This window comes from Aestuariivirga sp., assembly GCF_047602625.1.
Taxonomy (GTDB): domain Bacteria; phylum Pseudomonadota; class Alphaproteobacteria; order Rhizobiales; family Aestuariivirgaceae; genus Aestuariivirga.
Genome location: NZ_JASGGV010000002.1, coordinates 2894275 through 2916829 on the forward strand (window position 1 = coordinate 2894275; position 22555 = coordinate 2916829).

Below are 22555 nucleotides of genomic sequence, written 5' to 3' on the forward strand. Positions count from 1 at the left end.
AGCGGGTTTTTCGGAACCCGCTCTCTTGCCGGATTATCCCGCCGCAGCCTGCTGGATGACCGGAATGCCGCGTTCGCGGTAGGGCGTGCGGCCGTAAAAGGCGCGGTAGCATTTCGAAAAATGCGACGGGCTTGAGAAGCCGCAGGCCAGCGCCACGTTGATCACCGACATTTCCGTTTGCAGCAGCAGCGAGCGCGCCTTCTTGAGGCGGAGTTCCAGGTAATAGCGCTTGGGGCTGCGGTCGAGATAGCGGCGGAACAGCCGCTCAAGCTGGCGCGTGGAGAGCCCCGCCTGTTTCGCCAGCAGGCTGGGCGACAGCGGCTCTTCCAGATTGTCTTCCATCTCCTCGATGATGCCGACGAGCTTCGGATGCCGCGCGCCGATGCGGGCGGGCAGCGACATGCGCTGATGCTCGCTGTGATGGCGGATCGGCGAATGGAGAACGCTTTCCGCCACCGCCGAAGCGAGATCGGAGCCGTGCTGGCTGGCGATCATCGTCAGCATCATGTCGAGCGCCGTGGTGCCGCCAGCCGAGGTGAAGCGGTCGCGGTCGATCTCGAACAGACCGCCGGTGGCGTCGATCTCCGGGAAGGCTTCCGAAAAACCGGGCAGGTTTTCCCAGTGGATGGTGCAGCGGTAGCCATCCAGCAATCCCGCTTCCGCCAAAAGATGCGCGCCGGTGCAGACGGCGCCGATGTCGGTTCCCTTGCGGGCGATCTTGCGCAGCCAGGCGGTGAGGCGCTTGTCCTCATGGCGCTGCACATTGAGGCCGGCGCAGATGATGATGGTGGCATGGTCGGGAATGGCCGAAAGATCGCCATCCACCATGGTGAGAATGCCGTTCGAGGCGGCCACCGGCTTGCCATCCACAGAATGCATCGTCCATTTGTAATAGGGCTTTTCCGAAACCCGGTTGGCGAGCCGCAACGGCTCGATCGCCGAGGTAACCGGCATCATCGTGAACTCCGGCACCAGGATAAGCGCGAAGTGCTGCGGCAATTGTTTTGGCTTGTCGCCGAACATGGCTGGAAGGCTCCTTGCCGCTGATATGGCGAATATTTGGGCTTGTGTCCATTAACGTCATGTCGCACGCGGAAAACGACAGGAGCTTTGCATGGCGGTCGCAATTGTGATGCGGCTGTCGCAATCCATCGGGCATTGCGCGGTGGGGGCGGGCATGTGTGGGCATCCCTTGTGGAGCAAACACCGTGAACGCACCCTTCAATTCCAGCGCAGCAGCCCCCGCCATGACCCTTGATCCGACCTCGGCCTTCCTGCAGCGCATGTCCATCGAGATCACCGGCAAGCAGATCGAAAAGCTGCCGATCCTGCAGGCGAAGCTGAAGCCCGGCACGCGCGTGTTCATCGCCCTGATTGACCCCGCAGACGTGGCGGCCCAGCTCGACGCGGCGAAACAGTTGAAGCAGGCGGGCTTCGTGGCCGTGCCGCATATCCCGGCCCGCTTCGTGCGCGACCAGGCCGACCTCAAAGCCCGTGTGGCCGCATTGGCCGGTGCTGGCGTGACCGAAATGCTGGCGCTGGGCGGTGGCGCGCCGCAGCCCATCGGCCAATATGATGCGGCGATCCAGATTCTCGAAACCGGCGTGTTCGAGGCCAATGGCATCACCCGCATCGGCATAGCCGGCCACCCCGAAGGCAATCCTGACATTTCAAAACTTCATGGCGAAGCGGCGCTGCTGGCGGCGCTGAAGCAGAAGCAGGCCTGGCTCAAGTCGGCTGGGATCGAGGGCTTTATCGCCACCCAGTTCCTGTTCGAGGCAGGCCCCGTGGCCGAGTGGGCGCGGACGCTGCGTGCTGCGGGCATCGACCTGCCGATTTACGTGGGCGTTCCCGGCCCCGCCACCATCAAGACGCTGGTGAAATATGCCGCCATGTGCGGCGTGGGCAATTCCGCCCGCTTCATCCGCAAGCAGGCCATGAACATCACCAAGCTTTTGACCGTGAACACCCCCGACGATTTCGTGGCGGGCCTCGCGGACCTGCATTTCAACCATCCGGAACTTAAGGTGGCAGGCCCGCACATGTATCCCTTCGGCGGCTTCGACAAGCTGTTTGACTGGCTGAGCCCCAAGCTTGGGTAAAAGCGCGGGCGTGGCGGGGGAAATCCCCCGCCGCCTTAAACCGGCGCGGGCTGCGCGCCGAACAGCCGGATCGCCGCGGCTTCCTTGGCGCTGGTGGTGAGGAAGGTCCACGCATAGTCGGCATAGGAACGGAAGACATAGATGTCGAACGCGTCATCCTCGATCACCTGTAGCAGGGCGGCGATTTCGGCGTAACGCATGCGGCGCACGGTGCCGGGCACATAGCTCCCATCAAGCAAATCGAGCGACGATCCCTTCATCAGGATTTCGCGCGCTCCCTCGCCTTCGATGCGGATGATGGCGCGCATGTCCGACACATCGACGGCCAGCGAATGAAGGCCGGTCAGCGCGGTGCGAAGAGCGGCCAAAAGTTCCGCCGCCTTGTCCTTCGCGCACAGAATGAGCCACTGGTCGGTCGAGAGCCACAGCACCTTGATGTCGCCCCATGACACCGAGGTGCGGGGCTTGGTGGGCAGCGCCACGCCCAGCGTTTCCTTCGCGGCCTTCATGAATTTCTTGTCGGAGGCGAGGCCGCGCAGGTCGATCATGCCGCGCCCGGTGATCTCGCGCACCGTGACGGCGAGGCCCTGCGGTTGCGCCACATGGGCCAGCGGGCTTTCACTGTGAAGCTCAGACATTCAGCTTCGCTCCTTCCTTGTCGTAGAAGACCGTGTCGGTGATCTTTGCACGGATGGTTTTTCCTTCCAGCGGGAAGGAGATCGTTTCGCCGATGCGCGCGCGGCCATCCTCGATCAGCGCCATGGCGATGGAGCGGCCGAGCGTCGGCGACATATAGGTGGATGTCACCTGGCCGATCATCTCCATCGGCGGCTTGTCCTTCAGAACCTTCACCGCATAGGCGCCATCGGGCAGCACCTCGTTCGGGTCTTCGGTGAGAAGACCCACAAGCTGTTTGCGGCCTGCGCCTTTGAGATAGGGCTGCTCCAGCGAGCGCTTGCCGAGGAAATCGGCCTTCTTCTTGGAGACGAGGCCGTCCATGCCAACGTCGATTGGCGTGGTCGTGCCATCGGTTTCGTCGCCGACGACGATATAGCCCTTCTCGGCGCGGAGGATGTGCAGCGCCTCGGTGCCATAGGCTTCGAGGCCGAATTCCTCGCCGGCTTTCAGAATCTCGTTCCACAGCCCGCGGCCCAGATTGGCGGGCACCGCGACCTCATAGGAAAGTTCGCCCGAGAAGCTGATGCGGTAGAGGCGGACGGGATAGGCGCCGAGCTTTCCTTCCACGAAGGACATGTGCGGCAGCGCCTCGTGCGAAATGTCGAAGGACGGTTCGAGCTTCGCCAGAACGTCACGCGCCTTTGGCCCGGCGATGGCGAACTGCGCCCATTGTTCCGTGACGGGCGTCACGAACACCTTGTACTGCGTCCATTCCGTCTGCAGCCATTCCTCAAGCCAGGCGGCAATCCGGTCCGCGCCGCCCGAAGTGGTGTGCATGAGGAAATGATCGTCCGCCAACCGCACCGTGACGCCGTCATCGGTGAGGAAGCCCAGCTCGTTCATCATCAGGCCGTAGCGGCATTTGCCCACTTTCAGCGTCGAGAACATGTTGGTGTACATGCGGTCGAGGAATTCCGCCGCATCCGGCCCCTTGATCTCGATCTTGCCCAGCGTCGAGGCGTCGAGCAGGCCCGCCTTGTTCCGCACACTGAGGATTTCGCGGGTGATCGATCCCGTCTTGTCCTCGCCCGCGCGGGTATAGGTATAGGGCCTGCGCCACTGGCCCACCGGCTCGAAGGTGGCGTTCTGCTCGAGATGCCAGCCATAGACCGGCGTGCGGCGGACGGGCAGGAACAGGCTCTTGGTCAGCGATCCGGCGATCGAGCCGAAGCTGAAAGGCGTATAGGGCGGGCGGAAGGTGGTGATGCCGATTTCCGGAATGGTCTTGCCGGTGGCCTCCGAAAGAACGCCGAGGCCGTTGATGTTCGACGTCTTGCCCTGGTCCGTCGCCATGCCGAATGTGGTGTAGCGCTTGGTGTGCTCCACCGATTCATAGCCTTCGCGCTGCGCGAGTTCGAGATCGGCGGCCGTCACGTCGTTCTGGAAATCGATGAAGTGCTTGTTGCCTTCATTGTATTTGCCGGTGGCGGGTGCAAACCAGATCGGCTCCAGCGCATTCTGCGCCGGTTCCTCGGAGGAGGGGGCTGACTTGCCATAGGCTTCCGCCAGAATGCCGGCCAGCGTGAAGGTGCCATTGGCGGCGCCCACGGCGCTGATCCTGTCGTGATGCCTGTCGGGCCGGAAGGCCTGCAGCTTGTCGTCAAACTTGATCTTGCCGCCATTGTGGCACCAGAGGTGCAGCGCCGGATTCCATCCGCCCGACATGGCGATGAAATCGCAATCGACCTTCTTCTCGGTGATGACGCGGCCCTGGCCCTTGCGGTAGGCGGCGATCTTGACACTGGTGATCGCCTGCCCGCCGGACTCCGTGTGAACGGAGGAGACGCAGGAGCTTGTATCGACGGGAATTCCTGCTTCCCGCGCCTTTCGCGGCAGCGCCCCTTCGGCGCGGGCACGCGAGTCGGCCACGCGCACGCCGATGCCTGCGGCCTTCAGGGCCAGCGCGGTTTGATAGGCGTCATCATTGTTGGTGAAGACGATGCCATTGGCGCCGGGCGAGACACCGTAGCGCTCAACCAGCGCCCGGACGGCGGAGGCGAGCAGCACGCCCGGCCTGTCATTGTTGGCGAAGGCGATGGGACGCTCGATGGCGCCGGTGGCCAGGATCACCTGATGCGCCCGCACCTTCCACAGCCGGTGGCGCGGCACACCGCGCGCGAGAGCCGAGGGATCGTGCTCCGCCACGCGCTCGAACAGCATTGCGAAATTATGGTGCCAGTGGCCCACGCCCGTGGTGCGCGGCAGCACATGCACATTGGAAGCCGCGGCCAGTTCCGTGGCCTTTGCCCTGGCCCATTCAGCAAGCGGTTGCCCGCCGATGGTGCCGGCGTTGAGATCAGCCATGCCGCCGAACACCGGGCTTTCATCGGCGATGATGACTTTCTTGCCGGCCTTCGCTGCTGCATCCGCCGCCGCCAGCCCGGCGATGCCCGCGCCGATCACCAGCACATTGCAATGAGCGTGGATATTTTCATAGCTGTCGGGATCGCGGCCCTCCGGCGCCTTGCCCAGGCCCGCCGCGCGGCGGATGAAGGGCTCATAGACATGTTTCCAGAAGCGCTGTGGCCACATGAAGGTCTTGTAGTAAAAGCCGCCCGGGAAGAAGCGCGAGAACTTGCTGTTGATGGCGCCGACATCGAAGGTGAGCGACGGCCAGCGGTTCTGGCTGATGGCGGTAAGGCCATTGTGAAGCTCGACCTGCGTGGCGCGGAGGTTCGGCTCATGCCGCGCCCCATCGCCCACGCCGACGAGGGCATTCATTTCTTCGGCGCCAATACCCACCATGCCGCGCGGGCGGTGATATTTGAAGCTGCGGCCAAACAGGCGCTGGCCCGAGCCCATGATGGCGGAGGCGAGCGTATCGCCCGCGAAGCCTTGCAAGGTTTTGCCGTCGAAAGAAAAGCTGACGCGCTTGGTGCGGTCGATGCGGCTGCCGCCCGAGGGCAGGCGGTAAGGCTTGTCGCTCATGATTTGTCTCCGGCGGCAAGGCGCGCCTTGAAGTATTCCGCCCACTGACCTTTGGCCTCTGCCATCACATCGGCGGGCGGCAGCTCGGTGATGCCGTAAAAGGCCTTGAACTCCATCGTCACCGTATCGCGCGCCGCGTGGAACCACTTGCCGCAGCCGCGGTCGCATCGCCAGCGCTCGAAATGCAGGCCTTTGGGATTGATGCGGGTGAAGAGATAGGTGGCCTGTTCTTCATCGGTGATGTGAGCGGGATCGGAGGTGGCGGGGCGGCGCACATGCGCTTGCCCCCCGGCATGAAAATCCGTTTCATCGCCTTCGGCACCGCAGACAGGGCATGTTACGACGAGCATCGCTGTTCTCCTGTCAGTGCGCCACCGCCGCGGCGACGCTTTCATCGATGAAGCGTCCCTCGGCGAAACGGTTGAGGCCAAAAGGCTCGGCGATGGGATGCGGCCTGCCATTGGCGATGGTGTCGGCGAACACCCAGCCCGAACCGGGAATGGCCTTGAAGCCGCCGGTGCCCCAGCCGCAATTCACATAAAGCCCTTCAACCGGCGTCTGCCCGATGATCGGTGAACGGTCGCCCGTCATGTCGACGATGCCGCCCCACATGCGCAGCATGCGGAGGCGCGAGATGATGGGGAAGGTTTCGACCAGCGCCGAGATCGTATGCTCCAGCGCCGGAAAGGAGCCGCGCTGCGAATAGTTGTTGTAAGGGTCGGTGCCGCCGCCGATCACCAGCTCGCCCTTGTCGGACTGGCTCATGTAGCCATGCACCGTATTGGCCATGACGACGCAATCGATCACCGGCTTGATCGGCTCCGACACCAGCGCCTGCAGGCACTGGCTCTCGATGGGCATGCGCACCCCCGCCATGTCCATGACGGTCGAGACGTGGCCCGCGGTGACGACGCCGATCTTCCGTGTACGGATGGTGCCCCGCGTGGTCTCGAGGCCCGAAACCTTGCCGCCATCGCGCAGGATGCCGGTGACTTCGCAATTCTGGATGATGTCGACGCCAAGGGAATCGGCGCCGCGCGCATAGCCCCAGGCCACCGCGTCGTGGCGTCCCGTGCCGCCGCGCGGCTGGTAATAGGCGCCGAGGATGGGATAGCGGCAGTTTGGATCGTCATTGATGATGGGAACGATCTGCTTCACTTCCGCAGGCGTCACCATGCGGCAATCAAGGCCCGCGAGGCGGTTGGCATGGGCGGTGCGCTGGAAGGCGCGGAGTTCATGCTGCGTCTGGCACAGCATCAGCACGCCGCGCGGGCTGAACATCACGTTGTAGTTCAGCTCCTGGCTCAGGCCTTCGTAGAGCGAGCGCGCCAGCTCGTAGATGGCGATCGAGGAGTCCTGCAGATAGTTGGAGCGGATGATGGTGGTGTTGCGGCCCGTGTTGCCGCCGCCCAGCCAGCCCTTCTCGACGACGGCGATATTCGTCATCTTGTGGTTCTTGGCGAGGTAATAGGCGGTGGCGAGCCCATGGCCGCCCGCCCCCACGATCACCGCGTCATACTCGGCCTTGGGGGCGGGCGAGCGCCATGCGCGTTCCCAATCCTTGTGGTAATTCATCGCGTTGCGCGCGAGCGAAAAGATGGAATAGCGCGGCTTCATGGGCATATCCTTGGGAGGTTGGGCGTATGTAACAAAAGGGGGGTGCCGATACCAAGGCTTTTTCCGACGCCCCAATGCCGCCATGCGACAATGCGACATGAAAACAATGATATGGATCAATTGGCTTTGCGCCGCCCGGAGAATATCTCATAGGCCATGATGATCTGGCTCATCTTCGCAGGCATGACGATGGCGGTGATGGCGGCGCTTTTGCTGCCGGTGCTGCGCATGCGGGCGGATTCTGGCGTGGCGCGCAGCGCCTATGATCGCGCGGTGTTCCGCGACCAGCTGGCCGAACTCGACCGCGACGTGATCCGCGGGACCATTGGCGCGGCTGAGGCGGAAGCGGCGCGCAACGAGATTTCCCGCCGCATCCTGCAGGTGCCGGAGCTCAAGGCTGCGGCGGTGCATCGCGGATTCCCCATTGCGGCGCTGCTGGGCGTGCTGATTGTTCCGGCTGTGGCGATGGGCCTCTATCTTTGGGTTGGAACGCCACGGCTTCCGGACGTGCCGCTGGCGGCGCGTCTCGACAACGCTGTGGCGAACGGCGACCTCGATGCGATGGTCGTCAAGGTCGAGCGACACATGGCGGAAAAGCCCGATGACCTCCGGGGCTGGGAGGTGCTGGCCTCAACCTACCGCAAGGCCGGGCGCTATGACGATGCGGCGGCTGCTTTCGCCAATATCCTGCGCCTGTCGCCGAAGACGCCGGAATTGCTCTCAAACTACGGGGAAATGCTGTATCTCGCCAATCAGGGCATGGTCACGGCGGAGGCGCACCGCGCCTTCAGCGATGCGCTGGCGCTTGATCCCAAATTTCCGATGGCGCGCTATTTTGCGGCGCTGGCGCTCAAGCAGGAAGGCAAGCAGGCGGAGGCGCTGGCGGCGTTCCAGTCCTTCCTTGCCGACTCGCCTGCCGATGCGCCGTGGCGGTCGAGGCTCGAAAAGGAGATCGCCGGCATCAACGCCAGCCCGCCCGCCTTGACCGACGAGCAGATGTCCGCCGGGGCGGCGATGAGTGCGGGCGATCAGGCGCAGATGATCCACGGCATGGTGGATGGGCTGGAGGCGAAGCTCAAGGCCGATGGCTCCGATCTCGCGGGATGGCAGAAATTGATCCGCGCACGGACGGTCTTGGGCGAGACCGACAAGGCCAAAGCGGCTTTGGCCTCGGCGCGCGCCGCCTTCACGGACAAGCCGGATGCGCAGGCGGCCCTCGATGGGCTGGCGCGCGAACTGAACCTCCTCTAGGCAGGACAGAATGACCCGCAAGCAGAAGCGCATGTCTGTGATCTTCGGCGGCCTCGCCATCCTGGGGCTGGCGGCGGGGCTTGTGCTTTATGCGCTGAGCGGCACCATCACCTTTTTCGTCGTGCCGAGTGAGTTGGCGGAAAAAAACATCCAGCCCGGCCAGCGCATCCGTCTTGGCGGCATGGTTGAAGCCGGAAGCTGGAACAAGGGCGATGGCGTGCACCAGACCTTCGTGGTGACGGACACCATCAAATCCGTGAAAGTCTCCTATGACGGCATCGTGCCCGATCTCTTCAAGGAAAATCAGGGCGTGGTGACGGAGGGCGTCTTGCTGGCCGATGGCACCTTCAAGGCCGACACGGTGCTGGCCAAGCACGATGAAAACTATATGCCCAAGGACGTGGCCGACAGCCTGAAGGCGAAAGGTGTGAAGCTGGGCAAGGAGGCCTCCCAATGATCGCCGAGATCGGCCATTTCGCGCTCGTCCTCGCGCTTGGCGTGGCGCTGTTCCAGTTCCTCATTCCGCTTTATGGCGCCCAGCGTGGCGACCGTGCGCTGATGCTCACTGCCGCGCCCGCCGCCCTTTTGCAGCTCACGCTCATCGCGCTTGCCTTTCTCATTCTCATCCATGCCTATGTCACCTCGGATTTTTCGGTGCTGAATGTCTATGAGAATTCGCATTCGGCAAAACCGCTGCTCTATAAAATCTCCGGCGTCTGGGGAAACCACGAAGGCTCGATGCTGCTGTGGGTGCTGATCCTCAGCGTGTTCGGCGCGGCGGTGGCGCTGTTCGGCAACAATCTGCCGCTGGAACTGAAATCGCGCGTGCTGGCGGTGCAGGGTTCGATTGGCGTGGCATTCCTCGCCTTTTCCGTTCTTACCTCCGATCCCTTTCAAAGGCTCGATCCCGCGCCCATTGAAGGCAACGGATTGAATCCGATCCTGCAGGACCCGGCGCTCGCCTTTCATCCGCCGTTTCTCTACGCGGGTTATGTCGGGCTTTCGATTGCCTTCTCCTTCGCGGTGGCGGCGCTGATCGATGGCCGCGTCGATGCGGCGTGGGCGCGCTGGGTGAGGCCGTGGACGCTGACGGCGTGGATGTTCTTGACCATCGGCATCGCCATGGGTTCATGGTGGGCTTACTATGAGTTGGGCTGGGGCGGCTGGTGGTTCTGGGATCCGGTCGAGAACGCCAGCCTCATGCCCTGGCTCATCGCCACGGCGCTGCTGCATTCGGCGATTGTCGTGGAAAAGCGCAACGCGCTGAAAATCTGGACCATCCTGCTGTCGATCCTCGCCTTCTCGCTGTCGCTGGTCGGCACCTTCCTTGTGCGCTCGGGCGTGCTGACATCGGTTCATGCCTTCGCGGTCGATCCGCAGCGCGGCATTTTCGTGCTGGGCATTCTCTGCGTGTTCATCGGCGGCTCATTAAGCCTGTTCGCATGGCGGGCGCCCATGCTGAAAGCCGGTGGCGTCTTCGCGCCCGTCAGCCGCGAGGGCGCGCTGGTGCTGAACAATCTGCTGCTCTGCGTCTGTGCGTTGGCGGTGTTCGTGGGAACGCTTTACCCGCTGGCGCTGGAGACACTGAACGGCACCAAGATTTCGGTTGGCCCTCCTTATTTCGATCTGACCTTCGGGCCGATCATGGCGGCGCTGCTTGTTATTGTACCAATCGGCCCTTTCCTCGCGTGGAAGCGCGGCGATGCGCGCGCGGCCTTGCGAAGGTTGTGGATCGGGCTTGCGGCGGCGCTGCTCGCGGCGGCCTGCGTATTTGTGTGGAATGTGCGGGGGCCTTGGCTCGCTCCCGTGGGCATGGCGCTGGCGGCGTGGCTGGTGATGGGGGCGCTGCTCGATCTGGCCGGAAAGATCGCCCTGTTCAAGGCGCCGCTTGCAACGAGTTTCGCGCGCCTCGTGGGCCTTCCCGGATCGGCCATCGGCACCTGCCTGGCGCATGGCGGGGCGGGGATTCTTCTGGCCGGGATCGTCGCCGTGTCGCTGTGGCGGACAGAAGTGATCGCCGCCATCAAGCCGGGCGAGAGCCTGAAGGTCGACGGCTATGACGTGACATTCCAGGGCGCGACGCCGATGACTGGCCCGAACTATACCGGGCTTCGCGGCACCTTCCGCGTGACGGAGAACGGCGCGGACGTCACCACGCTCACCTCCGAGAAGCGCATCTTCATGCCCAGCCGCATGCCAACAACGGAAGTGGGCCTGCACCAGACGCTCGCCGGCGATCTCTACGTGGTGATGGGCGAGGAGAACGACCAGGGTGCGCGCGCCATGCGGATGTATTTCAACCCGCTGGTGAACCTCATGTGGATCGGAGCACTTGTGATGTTCCTGGGCGGCGCCTTCTCGATGGCCGACCGGCGCTATCGCGTTGGCGCGCCGCGCAGGGCTGCGAAGGCCGAAGTGGTGCCTGCGGAATGAAGCGCGCGATTTTCATCCTGCTGGTTTTGCTGTGGGCTGTGCCCGCCTTCGCCGTGCAGCCTGATGAGGTGATGAAAGACCCGGTCCTTGAGGCGCGCGCGCGGGCCATGTCGGAGCAGCTCCGCTGCCTCGTCTGCCAGAACCAGTCGATCGATGATTCGGAAGCCCCGCTGGCGCGCGATTTGCGCCTCTTGATCCGCGAGCATCTCAGCAAGGGCGAGAGCGACCGGCAGATCATGGACTACATTGTGGCAAGGTATGGCGACTATGTGTTGCTGCGCCCGCGCTTCGATGCGGCAACGGCCGTTCTGTGGCTTTCGCCCTTCGCCGTGCTGCTGCTCGGAATCCTCAAGCTGGCCCGCCGCAAACCGCTTTCCGGCGATCCCGAAAAGCCGCTGTCGGAAGAGGAAAAAGCCCAGGTTTTACGCGCCTTGGAATAGCCATCGAGATTACGAAACATTCACCGCTCTGAAATGTTTGGGCAAGGGGCGGGAGACTAGGTTTTCACCATCGAACGATCCCCGATGGAGATGACCGAACATGACGTCCCCCCTCATTCGTAAGCCCCGCATCCTCAGCCTCGTCGCCGCCGGCATGCTCATGGCCACCGCCATGACCACCTCCGCCATGCTTCTGCCGACGACGGCCGTGCATGCCGAGACCGCAGCCGCCGCTTCAACCATTGATCCCTCGCGCGGCTTTGCCGATCTGGTTGACCGGGTGATGCCCGCCGTCATCAGCGTCGAAGTGAAATATGCCAATGTCGCCGACGCGGGTGGCGATGATGACGGTGACCAGTCTGGCATGCCCGATCTTCCCGACAACAGTCCGTTCCGAGACTTCTTCAAGCAGTTCCCGCAGTTCAGGAACGGTATGCCTGGCGGCCAGCAGCCGCAGCGGCACCCCGGCATGGCGCTGGGCTCGGGCTTCATCATCTCGGCTGATGGTTATGCCGTCACCAACAACCACGTCGTGCAGAACGCCGATGAGGTGAGTGTCAAGATGAAGGACGGCACCGAATACAAGGCCAAGGTGATCGGCACCGATCCCAAGACCGATCTGGCGCTGATCAAGATCCAGTCCGACACCAAGTTCGACTTTGTGAAGTTCTCCGAAACCGAGCCGCGCGTCGGCGACTGGGTGATGGCGGTGGGCAATCCCTTCGGCCTCAGCAACTCGGTGAGCCAGGGCATCATCTCGGCCCGTGGCCGCGACATCGGTTCCGGCCCCTACGACGACTTCCTGCAGATCGACGCGCCGATCAACAAGGGCAACTCCGGCGGCCCGTCCTTCAACCTCAATGGCGAGGTGGTGGGCATCAACACGGCGATCTTCTCTCCCTCGGGCGGCTCAGTCGGCATCGGCTTCGCCATTCCGGCTTCAACGGCTGAGACGGTGATCGACAGCCTCAAGGATCATGGCTCGGTGCTGCGCGGCTGGCTTGGCGTGCAGATCCAGCCGGTGACCGCGGACATCGCCGAAAGCATGGGCCTCAAGAGCGACAAGGGCGCCATCGTCGCCGATGTCACGGAAGGCTCTCCCGCACTGTCGGCTGGCCTCAAGGCCGGCGACACCATCCTGACGGTTGATGGTAAGGAAATCGCCGATGCGCGTGATCTGGCCCGCAAGGTGGCCATGATCAAGCCGGGCGACAAGGTTCCCGTCACCATCGTGCGCGATGGCAAGACCATGGACATCGACGTGACCATCGGCACCATGCCGAAGGACCCGAAGATGGCTTCGACCTCGGAGCCAGCACCCACCAAGACGCTGGCCGGCCTTGGCCTCGAAGTGGCGCCCGCTGAAGATGGAGCGGGTGTCAAGATCCTCTCTGTTGCCCCCGGCAGCGCCGCCGAGGACAAGGGCCTGAAGGCCGGTGACGTGATCCTCGAGGTCGCGGGTGCGGAAGTGCACCAGCCCGGTGACATCCGCAACGCCCTCAAGGCGCCTGCCGCTAAGAAGCGTGTGCTGATGCTGGTGCGCACCGCCGATGGCCAGCGCTTCGTGGCGCTGCCCGCCAACGGCAACGGCTAAGGAAAACCCCTGGAACACGCGGGGCGCCCCGCCCAACCCCCAACGCCTTGTGTGTTCCTTTTGCGCGGAGGCCGGCCTTTCCGGCTGGTTCCCCGGTTTTCACCGGCCTCCGCGTACCCCCTTCTCAGGAGCATCCGGACATGCAACCTATGGCACAGACAGAGATTTCAAACACCGTTCACGGGCCGATCCAGTCGAGCATGCGCATTCTTGTGATTGAAGACGACCGCGAAGCGGCAAGCTGGCTGGTCAAGGGCCTCGCCGAAAGCGGCCACATTGCCGACCACGCCGCCGATGGCGAGGAAGGCCTCGCCATGGCGCTGGAAGGCGTGCATGACGTTCTGATCGTCGACCGCATGCTGCCCAAGCTCGACGGCCTGTCGATCATCCGCCAGGTGCGCGAGGCTGGCCTCAAGACCCCGGTTCTCATTCTCAGCGCCCTTGGCGAAGTGGATGAGCGCGTGAAGGGCCTCCGCTCCGGCGGCGACGACTATCTCGGCAAGCCCTATTCCTTCTCCGAACTGCTCGCCCGCGTCGAAGGCCTTGGCCGCCGCAAGGCCGATGCGCCACTCGAAACCCGCCTCAAGGCCTGCGATCTGGACATCGATCTTCTCACCCGCACCGTCACGCGCGGCGGCAAGCCCATCCTGCTGCAACCGCGTGAATTCAAGCTGCTGGAATATCTCGTGCGCAACGCCGGACACATCGTCACCCGCACCATGCTGCTCGAAAACGTCTGGGACTATCATTTCGATCCCCAGACCAACGTCATCGACGTGCACATCTCCCGCCTGCGCGCCAAGATCGACAAGGGTTTCGACGAACCCATGCTGCAGACAGTCCGGGGGGCCGGATACATGATCCGTGCCTCATAGCCTGAAGCTTTTCCAGACCTCCACCTTCAGGCTTTCCGCGCTTTATCTCGTGCTGTTCGCGCTCTCGGTGGGCGCGATCCTGGCTTACGTCTATTGGAACACGGCGCTGCTGCTCGAGCGGCAGACCGATGAGACCATCCGTGCCGAGGTTCAGGGCCTTGCAGACCAATACCGTCTGCGGGGCCTTGCCGGCATTATCGACACCATCCAGCGCCGCAGCAAGGAAGACACGGGTTCGGTGTATCTCCTCACCGATCCCGCCTCCCAACCGGTCGCGGGCAATCTCGACAAGCTGCCGCAACAAGCCACCGGCACCATGGACTGGATCGAATTCCCCATCACCACGCAGCGCGGCGGCAACAGCGAGCAGCATCTGGCCCGCGCCTTCCATGCCGATCTGCAGGGCGATTATGATCTCGTCGTCGGGCGGGACGTGGAAGCCATGCGGCAGTTCGCCGACATCATCCGCCAGACTGTGTTCTGGGCGCTGGCCATTGCGCTCTGCCTGGGCTTTGGCGGCGGCCTGCTGATGAGCCGCAATTTCCTCCGCCGTGTCGATGCCATCACCGATGCCAGCCGCAATATCATGGGCGGCAATCTGGCAGGCCGCATGCCCGTCACGGGTTCCGGCGACGAGCTTGACCGGCTGGCCCAGGCGCTCAATGAAATGCTCGACCAGATCGGCCGCCTGATGGCGGGCTTGCAGGAAGTCTCCAGCAATGTCGCCCATGATCTGAAAACCCCGCTTACCCGCGTGAAGGCGCGCGTGGAATCGGCACTCCGCTCCGGCAACAGCGGCGAATACCGCGAGGCGCTGGAGAAGACGGTAGAGGAGTCCGACAAGCTGCTGCAGACCTTCAATGCGCTTCTGTCGATTGCCCGCGCCGAGGCAGGCCATTCGCGCTCCGGGCTGGAGCCGATCGACGGGCGTTCCGTGTTGGCCGAGGTGGCGGAACTTTATGAGCCTCTGGCGGAAGAGCAGGGCGGCAAACTGACCGTCAACGCGGAAGTTCCGCTGCCTCTGCACGCCGACCGCCAGCTTCTGGCGCAGGCCATCAACAATCTGATCGACAATGCGCTGAAATACGGCGCGCAGGAAGGTGCAGGCCCCGAAATCACGGTGTCCGGCGCCATTGAAGATGATCATGTGGTGATTGCCGTGGGCGACCACGGCATCGGCATTCCGCCCGAAGACCGCGATCATGTGGTGGAGCGCTTCGTGCGCCTCGACCAGAGCCGCTCTCTGCCGGGCAATGGACTGGGCCTGAGCCTCGTGGCGGGCGTCATGAAGCTGCATGGCGGGCAACTGGTGTTGGATGACAATCATCCCGGCCTCCTCGCCAAGCTGATCCTTCCCGTTCGAGAGGCGGCAGGCTAGAAGCGCGTATCTCTTTCGGGATGCTTCGCGCGTGTCTGTTCGTGATCTCATATCGGAATGTTCGCCCTATCTCCGCGCCCTGATGGGACGTGACCCGGGATTTGCGGAGCGCGCTTTTTCCGAATCCGCTGATGCCCTGCTGAAGGGGCTCCTGCGCGACGTGGATGACGCCGCAGGCTTGCCGTCACAGGCGGACATCATGCGCGCGCTGCGCATTGCAAAAGCCCGTGCCCATCTGCTGATCGCCGTGGCCGACGTCGGCAGGGCGTGGGATGTTGATGGCGTCACCCGCGCGTTGACGATCTTCGCCGATGCGTGTCTTCAGGCGGCGGTAAAATGGCTGCTCAATGATGCGGTGCAAAGCGGCAAGTCGGCGCGGGCGGACATCGCGGGCTGCGGCTATGTGGCCCTCGCCATGGGCAAGCATGGTGCGTTCGAGCTGAACTATTCCAGCGACATCGACCTGATCGTGCTGTTCGATGCCATGGAGAATTGCCTCGATCCCGGCGTCGAACCGGGAATGTTCTTTGTACGGATGACCCGCCGCCTCGTGTCGATCATGCAGGATGTGACCGAGGATGGCTATGTCTTCCGCACCGATCTGCGCCTGAGGCCCGATCCGCGCGCCACCCAGGTGGCAATCTCCATTGAAGCCGCCGCCATCTATTATGAAAGCCAGGGCCAGAACTGGGAGCGCGCGGCGATGATCAAGGCAAGGCCCGCCGCCGGCGATCTGGCGCTGGGCCAGGAATTCCTCGACCGCCTGCGCCCCTATATCTGGCGCAAATATCTCGACTTCGCGGCCATCGCCGATGTGCAGAGCCTGAAGCGCCAGATTCATGCCGTGAAGGGCCACGGCACCATCGCCATTCATGGGCACAATGTGAAACTGGGGCGGGGCGGCATCCGCGAAATCGAATTTTTCGTGCAGACCCAGCAACTGATTGCCGGCGGGCGCAATTCCGGCCTGCGCGGCCGCTCCACGCTGGAGATGCTTGATGCTCTGGCGGATGCCAAATGGATCGCACCCGAAACCGCCGCCGAAATGAAGGAGGCCTACCGCTTCCTGCGCATGGTGGAGCACCGCATCCAGATGGTGAATGATGAGCAGAGCCACATCCTGCCCACGGATCCTGCGGCCTTTGAAAATCTCGCCCGTTTCTCCGGCTTTGCCGATGGCGCCGCTTTCGCGGAAAAACTGCGTATGACCTTTGAATGCGTGCAGGGCCACTACGCGCGGCTGTTCGAGGATGCGGGCGATCTCGGCACGGACACCGGAAGCCTCGTCTTCACCGGCGGCGAGGATGATCCCGAAACGCTGGAAACCCTCACCCGCATGGGCTTCAGGGGGGTGAGCGAAATGTCCGCCACCATCCGCGGCTGGCATTTCGGGCGTTATGGCGCAACGCGGAGCGCCCGCGCCCGCGAACTGCTGACGGAACTGATGCCGGCCTTGCTCACCGCCCTGTCGCGCACCGGCGATGCTGATCACGCCTTTCTGGCGTTCGATCGCTTTCTTGGCGGCCTGCCTGCTGGCGTGCAGCTCTTCTCGCTGCTCAAGGCCAATCCGCGCCTGCTTGACTTGCTCGCCACTGTCCTGGGCACAGCCCCCCGCCTCGCCGAGCAGTTGAGCCGCAGGCCCAAGGTGCTCGACGCCGTGCTGGACCCCGGTTTCTTCGGCGCATTGCCGACGGCGGAGGAGATGGAGCGCGGCTTGCGCACCATGATCCCCCCGGACATTCCGCTGGACGAGGCGGCGGACCGCGCCCGCGTGTTCGGCAAGGAACAGGCCTTCCGCATCGGTGTGCGCGTGCTGTCTGAAACGGTGAGCGCCGCCAATGCCGGGTTCGCCTTTTCCGACCTGGCGGGGCTTCTGGTGGGGCGTCTGCACGAGGCTGCCACTAATGATACTGCGGCCCGCCATGGTGTGTTCGCTGGCGGGCGCAGTGCCGTCATTGCCATGGGCAAGCTGGGCGGCCGGGAGATGACGGCAGGCTCCGACCTCGACCTCATCGTGGTCTATGAGACGGCGGTGGATGCAGACCTGTCGGATGGCGCGAAGCCCCTCAGCCGCACGCAATATTATACAAGGCTCACCCAGCGGCTTGTCTCGGCCGTTTCCGCCCCCACCGCCGAGGGCATTTTGTACGAGGTGGATTTGCGCCTCAGGCCTTCGGGCAACAAGGGGCCTGTGGCAACGAGCCTCGACAGTTTCCGCGGCTATCAGAAGGAACATGCCTGGACATGGGAGAAGCTGGCGCTCACCCGCGCGAGGCCCGTCTGCGGCGATCCGCAATTGATGCGGGCGCTTTCGCAGGAAATCCGCGCGGCCCTGTGCCAGCCGCGTGATGAAACCCAGACCCGCGCTGATGTGCTGGACATGCGCCGCCTGATGCTGAAGGAGCAGGGCCATGGCGGCGTGTGGGATATCAAGCGCACCCGGGGCGGATTGGTTGAGGTCGAGTTCATCGCCCAGACGCTGCAACTTATCCATGCCGCGAAACACCCGGATATTCTCGACACGAATACCTTTGAAGCGGTGGAGAAGCTGGCAGCGGCGGGCATTCTGCGGCGCGGCGAGGAAAGCCTCCTGCGCCAGGCCAGCCTGCTTTACCAGCGGGTCACGCAGGTTCTGCGCCTCTGCGTGACCGGGCAATACGACCCCGCGCAGTCGCCCGCCGGGCTGAACCGCATCGTGGCATCGGCCACCGAAACGCCCGATATCGCCGCAGCCGAATTGCTGCTGGCGGAGACCCAAAGCCGGGCGGCCGCCCTGTTCGACGAAAAAATCGGCGCCGTGGGCTGAAATCCAGCGACGGATTCACCTCTTGTTCCCCGTCTTGATGGCGTAACAACGGAGGAACCCCCAATGACACGATCGAAAATCCTGCTTGCTGCCATCCTCGGCACAACCCTGTTTGCCGGCGCCGCCATGGCGGTGGAACCTGTGCTGCCCCGCACCACCAAGGCATTCAACCGCCTCGATGCCGACCACGACGGCAAGATCACCCTCAATGATTTCAAGCCGCGTGTTGAGCAGCGCCTGGCGCGCCTCGACACCGACAAGAATGGCGAAGTGTCGGAAGCCGAACTCAACGCCTACATGGAAAAGCGCCTTGAACAGCGCAAGGCGCGGCTGATGAAGCGCCTCGATACGGATGGCAATGGCGCCATCAGCGTGGCCGAACTCGACAAGGCCGTGGATGATGTCTTCGCTGCCGCCGATACGGACCACGACGGCGCGGTGACGCTGGACGAAGCGCGGCAGTTCCGTATGGCGAAGCTGAAAAAACCCGTGCAGGATAGCCAGCCAAACTGAGCGGGCATGTATAGCGAGGCCGGTGTGAGGGCAGGCGCGGGAGGCGCGGCGGAAGAACCATCTGCATCGCGCGGCGACGCGGAACTGCTGCATGCCGCCGCCGCCCGTGACGCACAGGCCTTTCGCGAGCTTGTCAGCCGTTACTATCAGCCGGTCTACCGCCTCACCTGGCGGTTGACCGGCGGTCATGCAGATACCGAGGACATTGCCCAGGAGGCCTTTCTCAAGCTCTGGCAGAACCCGTCCCAGGTGCGGCAGGCCGGGGCGTTGAGGGGCTGGCTGATGCGCGTCGCCTCCAATGCGGTGATCGACCGCGCGCGGCGGAAGCCGCACAATCCGCTCGACGATGTGCCGGAGGTGCAAGACCCCGCGCCGTCGGCAGGAGCGGAACTGGACCGCAGTGCCGCCGCGCGCGCGATCGACAGGCGCATCGCCGCTCTGCCGGATAGGCAGCGGCTGGCGCTCACCCTCGTTCATTTCGAGGGGATGACGAATATCGACGCCGCCTCGGTGCTGGAAATCAGCATCGACGCGGTTAAATCGCTTTTGGCAAGGGCACGCCGCGCCCTGCGCGAAAGCCTGAAAGGTGAATGGCGGCAGTTGCTGGAAGGCCTCGAAGGAGAGGAAAGATGAACCTCGTGATGCGGAAACGTCTGGAAGCGGTGCTGGAGGCCTATGGAGCCGATCCGGCACGCTGGCCCGTTGCAGACCGGCAGGCCCTGATCCCGCTGTTGCAGGAGATTCGGCCGCTTGCGGAAGACGCGCGCCGGATGGACCAGATTCTCGCCCTTGCCACCCGCCCCATGCCCTCGGCGGATTTTGAAGACCGGTTGATGGCACGGATTGAAGAGCCTTCCGCCGCCATCGTGCCATTGCCGGGCAAACGCACGCAGGTGCCGGAGCAGGGGTGGAGCCTCGGCTGGATTGCGACAATCCCGCTTGCAGCCTCGCTAGCCCTCGGCATTTACTTTGGCGCCCATGGCACGCTGGACCGGCTGTTCCCAAGCCTTGTCACCGGTAACGTGGCATCGGCGGATGATGATGGCGGCGTGAGCGGTCTCGACGATACGCTGGACCTGAATGTGGGGCAGACATGAGCGATACGATGACGCAGGCGGGGGCCGTTCCGCCGCCGCCCCCGCGCAAGGCCAGCCTGTGGCACTGGGTGCTGGTGATTTCGCTGGCGCTGAACCTTCTGCTGGTCGCGGCGGGCGTCACCCGTTTTGTGATGGGGCCGCCGCCGATGCAGCGCATGTCGCAAGGAAGCTATCTCCGCATGATCCCGCGGCACTTCCTGTTCGGACTGGACCGCACCCGGCGCGATCAGGTGCTGGATATGCTGAAGGCCTACAAGGATCAGTTCCGCGATGGCCAGGCCGCCGCGCGACAGGCCGTGGACAAATTGGCGTCAACACTCGAAGCCGAACCCTATTCGGAAACCGACATGCGCGCCGCGATGGATGATCTTGACCGCAATGGCGCGGCGCAGGTGCAACTGGCAACCGACGCCACGCGGGAGTTCATTCTGAAGCTGACGCCGGAAGAGCGGAAGCAGCTTGCCGATGCGATGCGCAAACGCGCCGGCAAGTGGAACTGATCAGGCGGCGTCTGAAGCCAGCGCCGCAACGCGCGGCAGGCTGACGGTCACATCCGTGCCTTTGCCCACCGTGCTGTGAATGTTCAGCGTGCCGCCGTGCAATTCCACCAGCGACTTTGAAATGGCAAGTCCAAGACCGGAGCCACCCTTGGTCTTGGTGAACTGGTTTTCCACCTGCTCGAAGGGCCGCCCCAGCTTCTCGATGTCGCGCGCCGGAATGCCGATGCCGGTATCGCTGATCCTGATGCTCACCTGCCCGCTGCTTTCACTCGCCGCGATGCGGACGCGCCCGCCTTCCGGCGTGAACTTCACGGCGTTCGAAACGAGATTGATGAACACCTGCTTCAGCGCCCGCCGGTCGGCCACGATTTCAAGGCCCGGCGGAATACTGCGCTCGATGTTCACCCGTCCTTCCAGGGCGCGCGGCGCCACGAGGCGCATGACGTCCTCGAACAGGCCGCTGATCGAAGTTGATTCCGTTTCAAGCTGAAGCCGCCCCGCCTCGATCTTCGACATGTCGAGAATGTCGTTGATGACGTCGAGCAGGAACTGCCCGCTGCGGTGAATGTCCTGCGCATATTCGGTGTATTTGCCCGATCCCAGCGGCCCGAACATCTGTTCGCGCATCATCTCGCTGAAGCCGATGATGGCGTTGAGCGGCGTGCGCAGCTCATGGCTCATGTTGGCGAGGAATTCCGACTTCGAGCGGTTGGCCGCTTCGGCGCGGGTTTTCTCGCGCGCATATTTGTCGGCCAGATCGGCGAGGCGTTGCGCCTGCTGGTCGGCCATCAGGCGTTCCTTCTGCAGGTCGCGCACCGTCATCATCAGCTCGCGCTCGGAGAGCAGCAGGCGCTCTTCCTGCTTCTTGAGCGCGGTGATGTCGGTGCCCACCGACACGAAGCCGCCATCCTTGGTGCGCCGCTCGTTGATCTGCAGCCAGCGCCGGTCGCCCAGCAGCACCTCGAAGGATTTGGCATCGGGTGAATCGCCCGAGGCGACGGCCACGCGCTGGCGCACCGTGGGTTCCTTGGCGGCCCGCGCCACCTCGTCATAGGAGGTGCCGGGCACGCAGACCTGCGGCGGCAGCGAATGGAACTGTTGATACTTGGAATTGCACAGCACCAGCCGGTTGTCGGAATCCCACAGCACGAAGGCTTCCGAGATGTTTTCAATCGCATCCTTGAGGCGGAGTTCGGCTTCCTTGTTCAGCTTGTCGGCGATCTTCTGCTGGCTGACGTCGAACACCACGCCGATCAGATGCTGCTCGTCCGAAGTTTCGCCGGGGGCCAAAGCGGCGCGGGCCCTAAGCCACACATAATGCCCATCGGCATGGCGCATGCGGAACTCGCGGTCGAAAACGGAGAGTTCGCCGCGCAGCAGGCTTTCCACCACGCCCTCAAGCTGGGCATCATCGGGGTGAAGCCGGTTCGCCACTTCGCCGAAACTCAGGAAATCGCCCTTGACCGGCATGCCCAGAATTTCAAACATCGACTTCGACCAGAAGATGACGCCGCGCCCTAAGTCCCAGTCCCACATCCCGCACTGGCCGCGGTCCAGGGCCTTGTCGAGCCGCGTGGTGGCGGTGGCGAGAATGCCGTCGGCCTCCGCAGCTTTCCCTGCCTGCCAGTGAAACGCGCCGCCCAGCATCATCAAGACCAGCATGGTAACGATGAACAGCGTCTCGACGCGGGTAACGCTGGCGCGCCACGCCGTGAGGATATCGGGAATGCTCTGGATGACGACGAGGCTGCCGGGATAATCGCCCAGATCATGCATGTCGACATAGGCATCTTCACCGCTGACGAGTTGCAGTGGCGTTGGCCCTGCGCCATTGCCGGCATCTGTCACGAAACGCGGGGACAGCACGCCGGTGATGTTCTTGCCGTCAAGCCCCGCCGAGGTGGGCTGGCTCGCCACGAAACGGCCCGTCGCATCCGCTACCGCGAAAATCCGCGCTTCCGAGAGCGCGCCCGCGGGCAGAAGCTGCCGCAGGAAGTCTGACGTCATCGGCGGCGGCGTCTGGCCCGATCCCGTCTTGGCATAGGCGGCGCGAATACGCTCAGCGACAACGCTGCCGTTCAGGGAGGAAAGCTGGTTCTGCTCCACGAGATGGCTTGCACGGCTCTGCATGAGTTGCAGGAACAATGACGCGCCGAGCGACAGCAGGAACAGCACGATGAGGGCGGTGATGAGAAAGCGCAGCGAACGCTCGGAGATCGCCACCTTCAGGCGCTGCGGCAAGGGCAGCTTGAGAGAGCGCTCCTTGAAGAACAATTCGCCGATTTGTGTTTTGCCCACCGATATCCCCGAATTCCCCAACACCACACAGGCTGGAGGGACCCG

General features: G+C 63.6%; 20 protein-coding genes. 14 read left to right on the plus strand and 6 right to left on the minus strand.

The genetic code is table 11. From position 1 onward, the window contains the following. Positions 1 to 33 precede the first annotated feature (33 nt). On the minus strand, positions 34 to 1023 hold the full coding sequence (locus tag QM694_RS19410) for a GlxA family transcriptional regulator (protein ID WP_415008549.1): 990 nt from the start codon (positions 1021 to 1023) through the stop codon (positions 34 to 36). 91 nt (positions 1024 to 1114) lie between these two features. Between QM694_RS19410 and QM694_RS19415 the strand changes: the two genes are divergently transcribed. Together QM694_RS19415 and QM694_RS19420 are read left to right on the plus strand one after the other, a co-directional pair. Then, positions 1115 to 1258 (plus strand): hypothetical protein, encoded by a 144-nt coding sequence (locus QM694_RS19415; RefSeq protein WP_415008550.1) that lies wholly within the window; start codon positions 1115 to 1117, stop codon positions 1256 to 1258. Beyond that, positions 1248 to 2102: a methylenetetrahydrofolate reductase gene (locus tag QM694_RS19420; protein ID WP_415008551.1), complete on the plus strand. Its 855-nt coding sequence runs from the start codon at positions 1248 to 1250 to the stop codon at positions 2100 to 2102. Before QM694_RS19415 ends, QM694_RS19420 begins: the two co-directional genes overlap by 11 nt. Positions 2103 to 2137: 35 nt before the next feature. On the opposite strand, the gene QM694_RS19425 is transcribed toward QM694_RS19420, so the two are convergent. Genes QM694_RS19425 through QM694_RS19440 form a run of 4 tightly spaced genes read right to left on the minus strand, consistent with a single transcriptional unit; the run spans position 2138 to position 7325 of the window. After that, entirely contained in the window at positions 2138 to 2740 is a 603-nt protein-coding gene (locus QM694_RS19425; RefSeq protein ID WP_415008552.1) for a sarcosine oxidase subunit gamma, read from the minus strand. Further along, positions 2733 to 5708, minus strand: coding sequence for a sarcosine oxidase subunit alpha family protein (locus QM694_RS19430; RefSeq protein ID WP_415008553.1), 2976 nt, complete (start codon positions 5706 to 5708; stop codon positions 2733 to 2735). The genes QM694_RS19425 and QM694_RS19430 overlap by 8 nt, the downstream gene beginning before the upstream one ends. Then, a complete protein-coding gene (locus tag QM694_RS19435) occupies positions 5705 to 6058 on the minus strand; it encodes a sarcosine oxidase subunit delta (protein ID WP_415008554.1) in 354 nt (117 codons plus the stop codon). Before QM694_RS19435 ends, QM694_RS19430 begins: the two co-directional genes overlap by 4 nt. Before the next feature lie 13 nt (positions 6059 to 6071). After that, positions 6072 to 7325, minus strand: a complete 1254-nt coding sequence (locus QM694_RS19440) for a sarcosine oxidase subunit beta family protein (RefSeq protein ID WP_415008555.1) — start codon at positions 7323 to 7325, stop codon at positions 6072 to 6074. Positions 7326 to 7481: 156 nt separating this feature from the next. Here QM694_RS19440 and ccmI point away from each other — a divergent pair, with 156 nt between their 5' ends. The 12 genes from ccmI (at position 7482) to QM694_RS19500 (ending at position 20212) form a co-directional block, all read left to right on the plus strand. Continuing rightward, a complete protein-coding gene (gene ccmI, locus QM694_RS19445) occupies positions 7482 to 8576 on the plus strand; it encodes a c-type cytochrome biogenesis protein CcmI (protein WP_415008556.1) in 1095 nt (364 codons plus the stop codon). A 10-nt stretch (positions 8577 to 8586) separates the two neighbouring features. Next, a complete protein-coding gene (gene ccmE, locus QM694_RS19450) occupies positions 8587 to 9033 on the plus strand; it encodes a cytochrome c maturation protein CcmE (RefSeq protein ID WP_415008557.1) in 447 nt (148 codons plus the stop codon). Then, positions 9030 to 11009, plus strand: a complete 1980-nt coding sequence (locus QM694_RS19455) for a heme lyase CcmF/NrfE family subunit (protein WP_415008558.1) — start codon at positions 9030 to 9032, stop codon at positions 11007 to 11009. The genes ccmE and QM694_RS19455 overlap by 4 nt, the downstream gene beginning before the upstream one ends. Then, positions 11006 to 11449: a cytochrome c-type biogenesis protein gene (locus tag QM694_RS19460; protein ID WP_415008559.1), complete on the plus strand. Its 444-nt coding sequence runs from the start codon at positions 11006 to 11008 to the stop codon at positions 11447 to 11449. Before QM694_RS19455 ends, QM694_RS19460 begins: the two co-directional genes overlap by 4 nt. A 100-nt stretch (positions 11450 to 11549) precedes the next feature. Further along, a complete protein-coding gene (locus tag QM694_RS19465; RefSeq protein WP_415008560.1) occupies positions 11550 to 13043 on the plus strand; it encodes a Do family serine endopeptidase in 1494 nt (497 codons plus the stop codon). Positions 13044 to 13243: 200 nt separating this feature from the next. After that, positions 13244 to 13918, plus strand: a complete 675-nt coding sequence (locus tag QM694_RS19470) for a winged helix-turn-helix domain-containing protein (RefSeq protein ID WP_415008669.1) — start codon at positions 13244 to 13246, stop codon at positions 13916 to 13918. Next, the gene (locus QM694_RS19475; RefSeq protein WP_415008561.1) at positions 13908 to 15296 is read left to right on the plus strand and encodes a sensor histidine kinase; all 1389 of its coding nucleotides are present in this window, start codon (positions 13908 to 13910) and stop codon (positions 15294 to 15296) included. The genes QM694_RS19470 and QM694_RS19475 overlap by 11 nt, the downstream gene beginning before the upstream one ends. Before the next feature lie 31 nt (positions 15297 to 15327). Continuing rightward, complete coding sequence (locus QM694_RS19480) at positions 15328 to 18102, plus strand: bifunctional [glutamine synthetase] adenylyltransferase/[glutamine synthetase]-adenylyl-L-tyrosine phosphorylase (protein WP_415008562.1); 2775 nt, start codon at positions 15328 to 15330, stop codon at positions 18100 to 18102. A 63-nt stretch (positions 18103 to 18165) separates the two neighbouring features. Then, positions 18166 to 18615 carry an EF-hand domain-containing protein gene (locus tag QM694_RS19485; RefSeq protein WP_415008563.1) on the plus strand — a complete coding sequence of 150 codons (450 nt, stop codon included), beginning with the start codon at positions 18166 to 18168 and terminating at the stop codon, positions 18613 to 18615. A gap of 6 nt (positions 18616 to 18621) precedes the next feature. Next, positions 18622 to 19248, plus strand: coding sequence for an RNA polymerase sigma factor (locus QM694_RS19490; protein WP_415008564.1), 627 nt, complete (start codon positions 18622 to 18624; stop codon positions 19246 to 19248). Beyond that, entirely contained in the window at positions 19245 to 19712 is a 468-nt protein-coding gene (locus QM694_RS19495) for a hypothetical protein (RefSeq protein ID WP_415008565.1), read from the plus strand. Before QM694_RS19490 ends, QM694_RS19495 begins: the two co-directional genes overlap by 4 nt. Continuing rightward, positions 19709 to 20212 carry a periplasmic heavy metal sensor gene (locus tag QM694_RS19500; protein WP_415008566.1) on the plus strand — a complete coding sequence of 168 codons (504 nt, stop codon included), beginning with the start codon at positions 19709 to 19711 and terminating at the stop codon, positions 20210 to 20212. The genes QM694_RS19495 and QM694_RS19500 overlap by 4 nt, the downstream gene beginning before the upstream one ends. Here QM694_RS19500 and QM694_RS19505 read toward each other — a convergent pair whose 3' ends face one another. Beyond that, positions 20213 to 22510: a PAS domain-containing sensor histidine kinase gene (locus QM694_RS19505; protein WP_415008567.1), complete on the minus strand. Its 2298-nt coding sequence runs from the start codon at positions 22508 to 22510 to the stop codon at positions 20213 to 20215. Positions 22511 to 22555: the final 45 nt, after the last annotated feature.

Bases quoted from the DNA above. Each gene is read 5' to 3' on its own strand.
- QM694_RS19410 (WP_415008549.1), bottom strand. From the start codon at position 1,023: ATGTTCGGCGACAAGCCAAAACAATTGCCGCAGCACTTCGCGCTTATC.
- QM694_RS19415 (WP_415008550.1), top strand. From the start codon at position 1,115: ATGGCGGTCGCAATTGTGATGCGGCTGTCGCAATCCATCGGGCATTGC.
- QM694_RS19420 (WP_415008551.1), top strand. From the start codon at position 1,248: ATGACCCTTGATCCGACCTCGGCCTTCCTGCAGCGCATGTCCATCGAG.
- QM694_RS19425 (WP_415008552.1), bottom strand. From the start codon at position 2,740: ATGTCTGAGCTTCACAGTGAAAGCCCGCTGGCCCATGTGGCGCAACCG.
- QM694_RS19430 (WP_415008553.1), bottom strand. From the start codon at position 5,708: ATGAGCGACAAGCCTTACCGCCTGCCCTCGGGCGGCAGCCGCATCGAC.
- QM694_RS19435 (WP_415008554.1), bottom strand. From the start codon at position 6,058: ATGCTCGTCGTAACATGCCCTGTCTGCGGTGCCGAAGGCGATGAAACG.
- QM694_RS19440 (WP_415008555.1), bottom strand. From the start codon at position 7,325: ATGAAGCCGCGCTATTCCATCTTTTCGCTCGCGCGCAACGCGATGAAT.
- ccmI (WP_415008556.1), top strand. From the start codon at position 7,482: ATGATGATCTGGCTCATCTTCGCAGGCATGACGATGGCGGTGATGGCG.
- ccmE (WP_415008557.1), top strand. From the start codon at position 8,587: ATGACCCGCAAGCAGAAGCGCATGTCTGTGATCTTCGGCGGCCTCGCC.
- QM694_RS19455 (WP_415008558.1), top strand. From the start codon at position 9,030: ATGATCGCCGAGATCGGCCATTTCGCGCTCGTCCTCGCGCTTGGCGTG.
- QM694_RS19460 (WP_415008559.1), top strand. From the start codon at position 11,006: ATGAAGCGCGCGATTTTCATCCTGCTGGTTTTGCTGTGGGCTGTGCCC.
- QM694_RS19465 (WP_415008560.1), top strand. From the start codon at position 11,550: ATGACGTCCCCCCTCATTCGTAAGCCCCGCATCCTCAGCCTCGTCGCC.
- QM694_RS19470 (WP_415008669.1), top strand. From the start codon at position 13,244: ATGCGCATTCTTGTGATTGAAGACGACCGCGAAGCGGCAAGCTGGCTG.
- QM694_RS19485 (WP_415008563.1), top strand. From the start codon at position 18,166: ATGACACGATCGAAAATCCTGCTTGCTGCCATCCTCGGCACAACCCTG.
- QM694_RS19490 (WP_415008564.1), top strand. From the start codon at position 18,622: ATGTATAGCGAGGCCGGTGTGAGGGCAGGCGCGGGAGGCGCGGCGGAA.
- QM694_RS19495 (WP_415008565.1), top strand. From the start codon at position 19,245: ATGAACCTCGTGATGCGGAAACGTCTGGAAGCGGTGCTGGAGGCCTAT.
- QM694_RS19500 (WP_415008566.1), top strand. From the start codon at position 19,709: ATGAGCGATACGATGACGCAGGCGGGGGCCGTTCCGCCGCCGCCCCCG.